13 protein-coding genes are annotated in these 12929 nt (G+C 28.1%); 8 read left to right on the top strand and 5 right to left on the bottom strand.

Features of this window, described 5'->3' with window-relative positions:
- The 4 genes from F7018_RS12355 to F7018_RS12340 all read left to right on the top strand — a co-directional run.
- A partial coding sequence (locus F7018_RS12355) for a T9SS type B sorting domain-containing protein (RefSeq protein ID WP_175578727.1) occupies positions 1–1376 on the top strand: 1376 nt, incomplete at its 5' end.
- 10 nt (positions 1377–1386) lie between these two features.
- Positions 1387–2337, top strand: coding sequence for a PorP/SprF family type IX secretion system membrane protein (locus tag F7018_RS12350; RefSeq protein ID WP_150900371.1), 951 nt, complete (start codon positions 1387–1389; stop codon positions 2335–2337).
- A gap of 464 nt (positions 2338–2801) precedes the next feature.
- Positions 2802–3479, top strand: coding sequence for a hypothetical protein (locus F7018_RS12345; RefSeq protein WP_150900370.1), 678 nt, complete (start codon positions 2802–2804; stop codon positions 3477–3479).
- 255 nt (positions 3480–3734) lie between these two features.
- Positions 3735–5282: a hypothetical protein gene (locus F7018_RS12340; protein ID WP_150900369.1), complete on the top strand. Its 1548-nt coding sequence runs from the start codon at positions 3735–3737 to the stop codon at positions 5280–5282.
- Positions 5283–6203: 921 nt separating this feature from the next.
- On the opposite strand, the gene F7018_RS12335 is transcribed toward F7018_RS12340, so the two are convergent.
- The gene (locus F7018_RS12335; RefSeq protein ID WP_150900368.1) at positions 6204–6587 is read right to left on the bottom strand and encodes a hypothetical protein; all 384 of its coding nucleotides are present in this window, start codon (positions 6585–6587) and stop codon (positions 6204–6206) included.
- 298 nt (positions 6588–6885) lie between these two features.
- On the opposite strand from F7018_RS12335, the gene F7018_RS12330 reads away from it, so the two are divergent.
- The 3 genes from F7018_RS12330 (at position 6886) to F7018_RS12320 (ending at position 8114) form a co-directional block, all read left to right on the top strand.
- Positions 6886–7257, top strand: coding sequence for a hypothetical protein (locus tag F7018_RS12330; RefSeq protein ID WP_246175173.1), 372 nt, complete (start codon positions 6886–6888; stop codon positions 7255–7257).
- A gap of 246 nt (positions 7258–7503) precedes the next feature.
- Positions 7504–7923: a hypothetical protein gene (locus F7018_RS12325; RefSeq protein WP_150900367.1), complete on the top strand. Its 420-nt coding sequence runs from the start codon at positions 7504–7506 to the stop codon at positions 7921–7923.
- The gene (locus F7018_RS12320; RefSeq protein ID WP_150900366.1) at positions 7920–8114 is read left to right on the top strand and encodes a helix-turn-helix transcriptional regulator; all 195 of its coding nucleotides are present in this window, start codon (positions 7920–7922) and stop codon (positions 8112–8114) included. Before F7018_RS12325 ends, F7018_RS12320 begins: the two co-directional genes overlap by 4 nt.
- A 1116-nt stretch (positions 8115–9230) precedes the next feature.
- Here F7018_RS12320 and F7018_RS12315 read toward each other — a convergent pair.
- The 3 genes from F7018_RS12315 to F7018_RS18505 form a co-directional block, all read right to left on the bottom strand.
- On the bottom strand, positions 9231–9425 hold the full coding sequence (locus F7018_RS12315; RefSeq protein ID WP_150900365.1) for a hypothetical protein: 195 nt from the start codon (positions 9423–9425) through the stop codon (positions 9231–9233).
- A 40-nt stretch (positions 9426–9465) separates the two neighbouring features.
- Positions 9466–9693 (bottom strand): hypothetical protein, encoded by a 228-nt coding sequence (locus tag F7018_RS12310; protein WP_150900364.1) that lies wholly within the window; start codon positions 9691–9693, stop codon positions 9466–9468.
- Between the two features lie 116 nt (positions 9694–9809).
- Positions 9810–9974 carry a hypothetical protein gene (locus F7018_RS18505; RefSeq protein ID WP_175578726.1) on the bottom strand — a complete coding sequence of 55 codons (165 nt, stop codon included), beginning with the start codon at positions 9972–9974 and terminating at the stop codon, positions 9810–9812.
- Positions 9975–10498: 524 nt separating this feature from the next.
- On the opposite strand from F7018_RS18505, the gene F7018_RS12305 reads away from it, so the two are divergent.
- Positions 10499–12046, top strand: coding sequence for a hypothetical protein (locus F7018_RS12305; protein WP_150900363.1), 1548 nt, complete (start codon positions 10499–10501; stop codon positions 12044–12046).
- Between the two features lie 61 nt (positions 12047–12107).
- Here F7018_RS12305 and F7018_RS12300 read toward each other — a convergent pair whose 3' ends face one another.
- Positions 12108–12767 (bottom strand): hypothetical protein, encoded by a 660-nt coding sequence (locus F7018_RS12300; RefSeq protein ID WP_150900362.1) that lies wholly within the window; start codon positions 12765–12767, stop codon positions 12108–12110.
- Positions 12768–12929: the final 162 nt, after the last annotated feature.

Below are 12929 nucleotides of genomic sequence, written 5' to 3'. Positions count from 1 at the left end.
ATCCAACAGTGGTTGCACAGGATATCACGGTTCAATTAGATGCCACAGGAAATGCAAGCATTACACCAGCACAAATAAATAATGGATCAACCGATAATTGTGGCATTCAATCGATGAGTTTAGACACAACTTCATTTGATTGTACAAAGATTGGGGTAAACACGGTAACCTTAACGGTAACCGATGTTAATGGAAACTCAAATACCAATACAGCTACGGTCACTATAGAGGATAAAGTAAATCCAACAGTGATTACTCAAGATATCACAGTTCAATTAGATGCCACAGGAAATGTAAGTATTACACCAGCACAAATCAATAATGGGTCAACCGATAACTGTGGTATTCAAGCAATTAGTTTAGATACAACTTCATTTGATTGTACAATCATTGGAACAAACACGGTAACCTTAACCGTAACGGATGTTAACGGAAATGTAGCTGCAAAAGCAGCTACCGTAACCGTAGAAGACAAAGTAAATCCAATAGTAGTAACACAGGATATCACGGTTCAATTAGATTCTACAGGAAATGTTTCAATTACTCCAGCACAAATCAATAATGGATCAACAGATAATTGTGGAATTCAATCAGTAAGTTTAGACACAACTTCATTTGATTGTACAAACATTGGAGCAAACACGGTAACCTTAACCGTAACAGATGTTAATGGGAACGTGAACACGAAGACAGCAATTGTAACCATAGAAGATGTAACAGAACCGATAGCGATAACAAAAGATATTGTTGTTGAATTAGATGAAAATGGGAATGCAACAATTACCCCAGAAGAAATTAATGATGGTTCTTTTGATGAATGTGGAATCGCTAGTTTACAATTAAACAAAACAGTATTCGAATGTCCAACTTTAACTGCTCATGAGGTAATATTAACCGTCACAGATTCTAATGGATTAACAAGTACAGCTACTGCAGAAATAACTTTTACTTCAAATGATATTGATAATGACTTAATAGCAGATATGTGTGATGAAGATATGGATGGAGATGGTGTTTTAAATAATGTAGATAATTGCCCTACTACTTATAACCCAGAACAAAAAGATTTAGATAAAGATGGAGTAGGAGATGTATGTGATTCATCAGATTTAAACATACCTAAAGGGTTTTCACCAAATGGAGATAACGTAAATGATATATTCATTATAGAGGGGTTACATAAATATCCAAACAACAGATTACAAATATTAAACCGTAGAGGAGTTAGTGTATTCAATACCAGAAATTATCAAAATGATTGGAATGGAGTGGTAGAGAATAAATCGAAGAAACTACCAACAGGACCTTATTTCTACATCTTAGAAATTAATGAAGGAATGAAAGTGGTAAAAGGATGGGTTTACATTAATTATTAAATAAAGGAAAATGAAATTTAGAATAGTATTAAGTATTTTAATAGTTATGATAACAATAGAAGGATATTCACAGTATGAACCTTTCTATTCACAATATAATAATAACTTCAATTTAATAAATCCGGCATATTCAGGTATGCATGACTTCTTTACTTTGACAGCAAATGTTAGAAGTCAATGGGTTAACGAACCAGGGAGTCCAAAAACAGGTTCATTAACCTTACATGGAGGACTAGGGAATAATTTAGGAATTGGATTTTCAGCAGTTTATGATAAAGTTTATGTTTTAAATGAGAGTCATTTATATGGAGATATTTCTTATGCTATTAGATTGAATGACGAATCAACCTTGTCTTTCGGATTAAAAACAGGAGGAAGTTTTATCAATGTAGATTTACAAAGTTTAGGCATTACGAATGACGCATTGTTTAGTAGTAATATTAACGAGTTTAAATTTAATATGGGGGCAGGGGTTTTCTTTTATACCGATAAATTTTATGCAAGTTTTTCTACTTTAAACTTATTGGGAAATAGGTATTACAATAGAGAAGGAAGTACGGTAAATTCAGCCAATGAAAGTCCTATATTTTATGCCTCTTCAGGTTATAAATTTCAAGCAGGTGATCAAATTGAGTTAAAACCATCGTTTTTGATCCGTTATGCAAATGGAGAGCCTATGTCTACAGATTTATCATTAGGAGCATTATATAATAAGCAAATTGAATTAGGTATTTCATATAGATTAAATAACTCGATAGCTGGGTTATTACAAATGCGTATAAACGATAATACCAAAATTGGATATACTTATGAGAGTTATTTAACCAATACAAGCCAATACCTTAGCGGGGCACATGAAATTAGTTTGACTTTCGATTTAGGTAAGGGAAGGTACGGTTATCGATATAGAAATAATAGAAACAAACAAGAACCACCTTTTTATTGGGGTGAAAGATTATAGAAAAGAGGTTTTCTATAGGTTATCCTTTTGTAAGGGAGAACCCTGTGCTTGAAAAAGTACAGGGTTTCTTATTAAGTAGAAAAGTATGTTAAATATTCAGGGAGTTATAAAGTTTCTTTTTCATAGTAATTTATTCACTCAACTCAATAAAAGAGCATTTTTTATTGATGTAATTCTTATTTCACATATCTCAAACAAATTATTCACAACATAAAATTATTTACTCATATCATTTTTTGCATTTCCTTTTTAATTATTTCCCAACTTTGAGTAGCTGAACGTTTCTATACTAAATGTTTACATGCTAGAAATCTAGTAGGCAGTATGAATGCCTTTTTAAACTAAGGCGTCAAAATAGATTGAAAGAAAATATTCGATTGAGTAGCTGCTATCATTCTTTTTAATCCAAAAGGCGAAATCTGAAAAGCCTATTAAAATAGAGTAAGAAAACTAAATATTTAATCATGGATTTACAATTAAAAGAATTAACAACGTTATACAAAGAATTCAATGCAGATAGTAAATGGCTTCAAACAACAAGTATTACACAAGTAAAAACAAGCGGTAGAAGCATGCTTCATTTTGAAGCAGTATTACCTTTAGACGGTTCTAACAAAGGATATTTTGTTAGAATTAAAGATGAAGATGGTAAAGTAGTAAAAAACACTTATAAAGAACATACTGCTACTTCAAATCCAGTAAAAGGATCAATTGAATCAAACGATTTAGATTTTAGAACTCAAATTTATACCTTAGAATTTGGTCCTCACTTTGCAAATACTAATGTTAATTCAGTAGGAGCAACTGCAACAATTATTCAAGGAAGAGCAAGAAAGTTTGAATCATCAGCTGTTTTTTATGATATGAATCTTCCAAAATCAGTTTCTTTTGAATACAATGTTCCACCATCTATTTTTGATAATAATACTAGTGTTAAAATTTACTTGGTAAAAGGAAAGGACATTAAAGAGGAGAAATATGCAATAGAAGGTAAAAAGTTTAATGTTTCAAAATCATCATATACAGGAAATGGAGAGCTTCAATTTAATGATGCTTTAGAGCATGGAGAAATTTATACATTATGTATGGGAATCTATAGTACTGTAAGACAAATAGCAGGAAATACTTTTATTTGGGAATAGATAATATATTATTTATTCGACCCAAAATGATATTAAATGTCATGTGTTTGTATAAACCATGGCATTTTTTATAAAATATTGTATGTTGACTATCAGTAAGATAATTGGTAGAGCTCTTATGCCAAATTTTTCATCTCTTATTACAATTTTATAAAGTCTTAAAGCAATTTTTTAATTCTGTAGCATTGATTATTTGAAATTTGATAAAGAATTTATTAACCAGCTGCTATAGCAGTCTAAATTTCTTTATTAATTATGTCAACTTTAACTATCCCAACAACACCAGTAACCAGTAAATCAGCAGAAAGTACTACCGAACTTCACAATAGTTTATTGAAGATCGCAAAGAGCGATGCTTCTTATGAAAATCCTATTGGAGGAGCAGAAGGATTAATTTCTTTTAATGGATATTATGCTCTTAACAATACAGGAGCTTTCCTTACTGTAGATACAAACTTATTGGTAAAAAATGGAGAGGTAACACCTCATGTATCATTAATTTATTCAGCAGATGGAACATCTTCAGAAGTTTACCATCTTACAGGGCCAAACAGAGATTTTGAATCTGTAAATTGGAACGAAAATATATTAATAGCAAAAGCTACTAGCAACAGTAATGTTCCTAGTTTTACACTTGATTTTACACGAGAAGATAATAGTCAAGAAATTACAGCTTCTTTAAAAGGAAAGATTACGAATGAACAAAGTAAAACACCTGTAAATATTCAAGGAATAACTTATAATAATCCTATTCCTATGGCAATGTATGCAGGAACTTATTATGAAGATAAGGGGAAAGGAGATAAAATATTAAAGATAGGAACAGATAATACCTTAGAATACAACTATACCAATATTGGAGGAGATGGAGGTCATCTTCAAGAGGTAGATGTTTTTATTTATAATTTAAATATGTATGTTTTTTCTTTTAGCACATTAGATGGGCTTTTTAACTATAGTATTATTATGGGAACTTCAGCAAATGGAGGTAAGGTATGTAATGATCTTTTTTCTTTAAAAAATACAAAACTATCTATTCCAAGGTCATTACAAATGGTAAAAACTGTTGAAAAAATGCCTGTAAGCGGAACAAATATGGCAAGTGAACAATTAGCAAAGTTCTCAGGATTCTATGAACTTTCTTCAGGAGAAAGTGCTTTTCTTTCTATAGAAGGAGAATATAAAGCCAAATCAGATGGTTCAAAAGAGTATACGGTTACACTTGGAGTTTCAGAAGTAGGTAGCAATTCAACACTTTATACTTTTGATGATACCATGACATTTGAAAAAAGTGGAGAAAGTTGGGTGTTAACTATTCCAAGTAGTAAATCTAATGAGGATGTTTTAAAAGTAACGTTTACCCGTAAATATGAAAAAGCATATCCAAATTCAGGAAGCTATTATGGTTCAGTAATAAGTATTTCAGGTAGTTATAACGGAACTAGTTTTACAGGAAATACATTATTGAATGTGGTTCCATTAATGGGATTTGCAGGAGCACCATTGAAACTAAATCAAACATCAAATGAAATAATTGTGATTAAAAGCAGCTCAGAAGTAGAATATAATGGGGTTTCATATAAGAATTTAACCGTAGTACCATTAATGTATATAGTTGGATTTATCGATAATTCAGGAAATGAGGTAGTACTTTCTTTAGGAACAGATGGAGGTAAAGGAAATACATGTATAACTACGGTGTCTAAGATAAAAGAAGTGAATGGAAAACCACAAGCTACACCTATAAATGTTGAGGTTTATACAGCCATTCCAGAAGGAGATTCAGGAGCACCAAAGCACTAGAAAAATATATTAATTAAACTAAAACTCTGTACGATTTCTTGTACAGGGTTTTCTTTTGAAATGAACTAGAAGTTATAGGGGGTTAAAAAGCAAATTATTAAAATAATTGCAGATAAAAAACTCTAATACATAATCATAAAACCACAATTATTTTTAAGATACTTGATAAATAAGTTTATTGAATTTTGACTGATTTTACTATTAGTATCTAGTTTAGTTTCAATTAGGTTGATACCATAATAAGATGAATTAATTTGAATGTTTGAGTAATCTTGAAAATTGGCGGAAATCTGATTGAATTCTTTCAGATGAGATTTATAAAAATAAATTTTTACCATGTTAAATACTTTTAAGTGCTTAGATATTCAATTTAGATTAAAAGTAAAGGGCAAAAATGAAAAATAAGATAAGATTCTTAAAAGTATAGGTGAGAGACTTAAAAGTTAAGATAAAGATAATTGAAGTATAAAGAAGAAAAGAAATGACAACCCCTAATTATCATTTCTTTTCATACTGTAATTATATACAACCCCTCAATCATATATGTGACAAATTAAAGGTAATTAAGGAAATAAATGATTAGCTATTCGTTGGTTGATTGATATAGTTTAGTTCAGTAAACTTAATTTATGGATAAGATGAAAATAATTAATGCAAGTTATAAAAAAGAACCCACTCAAAGATTGAGTGGGAAAATTGCTATGAAAAAGAACTTAAGACGTCTCTTAAGTGGCTGCAATAATAATTAAAATTCAATAAATAATTTAGTGTAAAAACCGTAAAAAAAGTAAGGTTTTGCCGTAAAACTTAAGTTTTTTTAGATGTTAGAAAAGGAAAAACGCTTAGGTATATTTGCAGTAAGTATAAATAAATTATTAGTTATTTTAGTCTATACTAACAGGTTGTAAATCATACTATACATTACTCTTGTATACGATAAATAATATAAGGGACAATAGAAATCCAAATTAGAACAAAAAACCAAACTCTTCCTTCTAAAATATTGTAATCATTTAATAGTTTAGACCAAGAATGTCCTACGACGTAATGACCGAATAAAAACTCAAACATTATTGTAAATAATAACCAAATTAGTCCAATAGATATTGCTTGATTGACAGATGTTGGAAAGAAAATTTTAAATAAAATCCAGTTGTATATAGCTAACAAAACAATCATGCTTACAGAAGATAACTGATGTGCTTGAAGTTTATCAAAATAGTTTACTAAAAGTTTTTCTCGAAAAAATCCGTTAGCTATGGCAATAATAATCATTGGAAACCATGCTAGTATATACTTCAACATTTGAATTGTTTTTTAATTAAACATCTCATTCTATCACTAATAAAAATAATAAAAGAGTTATGAGGCTTTTATGATTTTTATCACTTAACAGTTATAATAACTTCTACGATTGATTATTAGTTTTGAATGTAATTGGAATGGAAAAAATGTAAAAGTTAAGAGATACGAAAACATTGAATATATTTAGTTGCTCACTCTCTAAAAGCAGAAAAGTTTATTGAAGTAATTGTGGTAAGAAATAAAGTATAGATTTGAATATTACATATATTTATACCTTAAAATATAAAAGAGAATCTTAATGCCTAAAGAACTTAAAAGTATCAAATCTGAAAGAATAATAGATGGAATTAAATGGTGGGAATCTAAGAGATGGATTTTCAATTTGCTTGTTGGGCTTTCAGGAGTGTTTGGAATAGTTAAAGGTATCAATGTAGCGACAGAAAATATATTCGTTATATCAGATATACTTGGGATAATACTTTCAGGAATAATAGCTAATATTTTTTATTCAAGCGGCATTTTAGTTGAAATATTCGATAATTATTATTTTAATAACAAACTAAAAATGGAAAGGTTTAGGATAGTGTTTTTAATTTTAGGTTGCTTAGTATGTTGTGTTTATACTTATGTTTCTGCTTATTTTTATTATAATTTATCTTTTCAATGGTAAAAAAATAAAACAACATATCACCTGTGGAAAATTATTGTTTATCACACAACAACACTTATTAAGTGTTGTTTTTTTATGTCAAAAATTTAGAAATAAGAATTAAAGTAATTGTAGGATTTGAGATTTATAAACTAAAAATTTCGTTGATGTATTGTCAAGAATAAAAAAGGGGAAATGATTAATAAATGTCTAGTTTATTTTTCTTAATGTAAAGTATTGTTTACTTTTGTGTAAAAATAATAGAATATGAAAATACAAATATTACCAAATTGGTATAAAAAAATTGGATTAATCCTTTTCATTATTGCTTCTTTACTTAATGGAAGTTTAAATTTTCTTAATACTTCCCAAAAAGTAACGGAATCAGGCAATGGAATACAAGGGCTTTTAAATGCTTTTTCTGGAGGAGCGTTAAATTATGGAATTGATTTTATTGCAATAATAGCAATGCTAATTTTTATGACTTCAAAAGAAAAGGTAGAAGACGATTACATAGATAAATTGCGACTAGAATCTTTTCAATTTACTTTTATAATTGGATTGTTGGTTACAATTTTAATGTACGTTTTTGCTAAAGACTTAAAACTGACTTTAAATTTCTTTATATTTCCATTACTTTGGTCTTACATAGTAATATTTTTTATCAAAAGAAAAATGTATTTATGAAAAACCTTGTAAAAGTAGAAAGAGCTAGACATAACTTAACTCAAGCAGATTTAGCAAAAGAATTAAATGTTTCAAGGCAAACTATTCACGCAATTGAAAAAAATAAATTTAACCCTTCAGTAATTTTAGCAATCAGAATGGCTAGATTTTTTGAAGTTACAGTTGAGTATTTATTTGATATTGAAGAATAAGTTACAATAAATCAATGAAAAAATGATTTTCGATAATGTAACTTTAACTACAACGGATTTGATTGCATCTAAATCTACTCTGACTAGTTAAATACAGTATTTAAACGAAAATAAATATTTATTTCAAACACCTTATAAAAGGTGTTTTTTATATCCAAAATTTAGAAAGCAATAAAAAAAGCGAACTTCAGTTCGCTTTTGAAATTTTTAGTTGATCATGGACAAGGATCAATATATGGTAAACATGTATTGATGTATCCTCCAATACATTCAAAATATTTATAGCAGGCTCTACGCCCACCATTAATAGAAATTTGCTCATTTTTTTCCAATAATGAACCTAAGTTTGAAATTTTTTCTAACATAATTTGAGGGTTTTAATGCATTAAATTTAAATAGTAAATAATTAAATCAATAAGAAAAAACCGTAGAAATAGTAAGGGTTTGCCTTATTTAACTAATGTAAATAGTGTAGTGTTACAAATAACTTAAAAACAAAATAGTTAACCAAGTTGTGTAAAGTATAATATATAATAGGCTATCTAATAAAAATTTCAATTTGGGTTGTTTTATTGTTTTAGAAAAGATAAAAAATAAAAGAGTACAAAGCGAAAGTATTATAAACCAAATTCTATATGTATTAGAATCATTTATATCTAAACTAAAAAAGCTTAATAATTTATGTATATAGTCTATATCGAAATAAATCAAAGATTTAGATATGATAAAAGCAATTATTACTTCTAAAATAGTGATTTTAATTTTTCCTTTCATGAATCAAAACTAAAAAACAACAACACTAATAAGTGTTGTTAGTTGATTGTAATTAAATAAAAGTATAAAAATCTAACTTTAAAATATATTCAACATATATAACGAATAAAACTAAGTAAATAATAAAAGTTATAAATTTTTGAACCTTCTTAAGGTAGCTGTTTTTTAAAAATTTATTTAAAAAAGAATAAATTAAACCAGGAACGAAAAGAACAAAAGGAAGTAGAAGCAGCAATGCTAATATAGGATAGATCTTCAAAATATTTTTTCCAAAGATAGAAATAATGAAAGGAAAGTTGAATAGGAACATAAAGCTAATATACAAACGTTAAAAACAGTGGGTTATTTAATAGGTCCCAAACATCCAAATGTATAATAATATGATACAATATAATTATAATCAAAATCATTAATGAGTTCGGCCAAAGGAATAAATGTAAAAATTATAGCAAATAAAATAGCAATATATTTAATTCTGAGAGAAACTTTTTTAGTTTCTACATATTCTATATTAAGTTGATTATAGCTGTTTTTCATAAAGCGAAAATAGTAAAATCAAAATAAAAGAGGTCTGTAGTTAAAACAACAAAAAATAGAATAATATTATTGATCCAAAAACAATAAAAAGCTTTAAGAAGTAACCAGTAATGATATTTTTCTTTTGAAATTTTAGTTGATGATAATACTTGTAGTCTTTCGTTAATCTTCCTAGAAACATATAAAAAATAGCACCAATCATTTCATTAAAACCTAGTTCACCAGTTGTATCGTAATCGGAAATTCTTTTCTCTTTTTGGGGTTTCATAATTGCAATTTAATTATTAGTCATTATAAGAAGTAAAACGTTACAAAAGAGACTGGAAATAGCAGTAGTATAAAGAGTATAATAAAAGAAAAGCGAACCGAAGTCCGCTATTATTTTTAAGGACATGGTCCCATGTTAACTGGATCCCAGTGTGGAGGACAAAAAAATATGTATTGTCCTTGAGGATTACAATATTTAAAACATTGTGAGGCTCCTCCATTAATTGATTGCTGATCTTGCTTACTAAGCATGTTGCCAAGATTTGAGATGTTCTTTATCATAATTTGAAGTTTAGATTTTTTAAATCTAAATATTTAAAAATCAAACAGATGTGTTTGTCCCGTAAAATAAGTAAGGGAAAACCTTATTTAACTAAAGTTTACACGTACTATGAATAATAAATTAAAAATATATTATTTATTAGGGTAAATAAAAACTTGGTTGTTTTATACAATGAAATTAATAATTACAACAAATTACTTTATCAAGAATTAAATGTTGTCATAGAAAAGAGGTGTCTGGAGGTGATAACCTCTTTTCTTATTTTAAGAATTCAATCACCCTTTTAAAAACTATATTTTTTAGTAGGGTAAATAAAAACTCAATCGTTTTATATGGTGAAATCAGCTATAATATAAAACAAATTACTTTTTAAGAATTTAATGTTATCAAAGAAAAGAGTTGTCTTGAGTTGATAACTTTTTTTATTTAAGAATCAGTTATAATACATAACATCTATTTATAAACTGTAGTTGAAAAATATTATATAAGATTTCATATTTATTATTTTATATTTAAAAAACTTATGAAAACTACCCCTTTTTTCTACAACCCCTTAAAGTTAATTTATTTAACTACATTATTGCTGTTTCTTACAGGTTGTTCAGATGATTCTTCATTGCCATCTGATCAAAATCCTCCTCCTAATACAACGGTTAATGCTGATATAAATAAAGATGGAAAACTTAATATTCTAATCATTGGATCAAGTAAATCTATAAATTCTAGTGTTAGTGCATTCTCTTCAGATAAAATAGGAGAGGAGTTAAAGAATATTCTAACACAAGATGCGTCTCATAACTTAGATGTAACTATTTCTTTTGAAGATATTTATAAAAGTAAAGTAGTTACTTATGGTTTAGGTCAAAGTGTGAATACATATAATGAAAATCATTATGCACATTCTTTATTACAATATTACTACTGGCCAGAAAATCAAGAAAAAAGATTTAATAATTTAGCGAGTAAAGATGCTAAAAAATGGGATTATGTTGTAATTACTGCCGACCCATATATCATTGCTAAATTACCAGGATACTATTCTTTAGGTGTTCATAAAATTGCCCAAAAAGTTGCTGAAGGTGGAGCTAAACCTTTACTTTTAATGCAATGGTCTAAAGATGAAACTTTAACTGCTTCAATAAATCATTTTTCAGAATATACCTATCGTACAGCTGATGGTACAGACATAGAAACTATTCCTGCTGGATTGTCTTGGAAAAATCTACCAAGTTCAAAAAAAGATAAAGCTACAACGCATCCAACTCCAAATGGAGCTTATTTAGCAGCTGCTGCTATTTATACTCATATTTTAGATAAAAATGCTACAACTTCAAAATATGAATATGATAATAGTATTGCAGATATTGTTTTAAAAACTAAAAATGAAGAAAAAAATAAGGAGCATTATTCTGGTAATCCTACTTTTATATCACCTTTTATGAATTGTGATATAAGTGATAATGTATTAAACTACAATCATACTGGTACTAGTTCTGAAAATGGTATTTTAAATGGATTAAAATGGGTTTTTAATAAATCAAGTAGAACTCTTGTAAAGAACGGTACACCTCCTATTAATTTTAATTATGGAAGGGCTAATACAAATTTTGAACCTAACAAACGTTATAAAATTGATCCAACTAAATTCGATTTTTCTTTTGGATTCCCTATGCAAGACAATGGTAACCATGGAAATACATCAATGCTTTATGGTTTAGATAAACGTTATAACGAAACAAATAATAGTACAGATTTAGGTACTGCATTATATATGGTTAGAAAATCTGAATTACCAAATGCACGTGCTATACCTATTCGTACTTTGTATGCTCAGCTTAAAGAAGCGATTCCTTCTCAATCTGCTTATAGCGATAACTGGCATATGCATGGAAACTTAGATAAAGCCACAGCAGCATATATGTATACTATGCTAACTGGGAATTGTGTGTTGGGTAGCGAACCAACGGATAAAAACTCAAATAACTGGAAGGAGTGGATGTCACAAAAAATTGGTCATGAAACCGCTTATAGATTAGCGTTTTTCAAAGGAATTAATTCTAATTGTAAATAATTCAAAAAAAGCCATTCTAACAATAGGGTGGCTTTTAAATTTATGGATATAGGTTTCCAGTTTATTTTTTCCAGTAGATGTTTCCTTTTAAAAAACTACCATCATTCCACTTCAAATTCATTCGATCGCCAATACTAAAATTTCTATAAACTTTTTGAGAATCTTCATTTCCCCATTTCCCTATAATGTTTTTACCATTTCTAGGTAACTCAAATAATAGAGTAGCCAAAATATCTTGCTCTTTTAATGTTTTTAGTTTCTTTTTATAATCAGCTCCAAGAAAATCATTATAAATCTCTGGGATTATAGATTTCCAGTTAATGGGATTGAATTTTACGCCATCATATTCATAGAAATCAAATTGTTCTATATAGCATACAGGTCCACAGCCCTCAATATATATGGCAATTAATTTGTTACCATTTTTTAAATTCCAATAACACATTTGGACTTGACCTTCAAATGCACCAATCATTCTTAGGTACCCATTTTTTTTATCGAAAATATCAAAAGCATAAAGGTTTTTACTATCTCTTAAATCCTTGTAAGCGTCTTTTTTTGTTAAGTTATCGGATGAATATCTCAAAATTTGTTTTCTTTTTTCTTTAGATAAGCTCATCATGGAACTATCCGGTACTGTTATAAAAAAATCAGCTATTGTTTGTGAAAAACTAGGAAGATTACTTAGAACAATTAGTAGGATAATTAATTTACGTTTCATTTCTCCAATCTTTTTATAGCAAATATAATGTCTTGAGGTTATCTTTTGTGTTTTTCTGAATAGGTAACAATAGGGCAGAACAGAATGTCTTAATTATGCAAAATATGTGATTTATATAATAAAATTAATAATTACAATAAATTACTTTATTAGGAATTTAAT

Origin of the sequence: Tenacibaculum aiptasiae (genome assembly GCF_008806755.1) — a bacterium.
Taxonomy (GTDB): domain Bacteria; phylum Bacteroidota; class Bacteroidia; order Flavobacteriales; family Flavobacteriaceae; genus Polaribacter; species Polaribacter aiptasiae.
The sequence above is the reverse complement of the archived record's forward strand: the minus strand, read 5'-3'. Positions and strand labels throughout refer to the sequence as shown.

Coding starts and splice junctions, on each gene's coding strand:
- F7018_RS12305 (WP_150900363.1), top strand. CDS start 10,499: ATGAAAACTACCCCTTTTTTCTACAACCCCTTAAAGTTAATTTATTTA.
- F7018_RS12310 (WP_150900364.1), bottom strand. CDS start 9,693: ATGAAACCCCAAAAAGAGAAAAGAATTTCCGATTACGATACAACTGGT.
- F7018_RS12340 (WP_150900369.1), top strand. CDS start 3,735: ATGTCAACTTTAACTATCCCAACAACACCAGTAACCAGTAAATCAGCA.
- F7018_RS12330 (WP_246175173.1), top strand. CDS start 6,886: ATGCCTAAAGAACTTAAAAGTATCAAATCTGAAAGAATAATAGATGGA.
- F7018_RS12320 (WP_150900366.1), top strand. CDS start 7,920: ATGAAAAACCTTGTAAAAGTAGAAAGAGCTAGACATAACTTAACTCAA.
- F7018_RS12345 (WP_150900370.1), top strand. CDS start 2,802: ATGGATTTACAATTAAAAGAATTAACAACGTTATACAAAGAATTCAAT.
- F7018_RS12335 (WP_150900368.1), bottom strand. CDS start 6,587: ATGTTGAAGTATATACTAGCATGGTTTCCAATGATTATTATTGCCATA.
- F7018_RS12325 (WP_150900367.1), top strand. CDS start 7,504: ATGAAAATACAAATATTACCAAATTGGTATAAAAAAATTGGATTAATC.
- F7018_RS12315 (WP_150900365.1), bottom strand. CDS start 9,425: ATGAAAAACAGCTATAATCAACTTAATATAGAATATGTAGAAACTAAA.
- F7018_RS12300 (WP_150900362.1), bottom strand. CDS start 12,767: ATGAAACGTAAATTAATTATCCTACTAATTGTTCTAAGTAATCTTCCT.
- F7018_RS18505 (WP_175578726.1), bottom strand. CDS start 9,974: ATGATAAAGAACATCTCAAATCTTGGCAACATGCTTAGTAAGCAAGAT.
- F7018_RS12350 (WP_150900371.1), top strand. CDS start 1,387: ATGAAATTTAGAATAGTATTAAGTATTTTAATAGTTATGATAACAATA.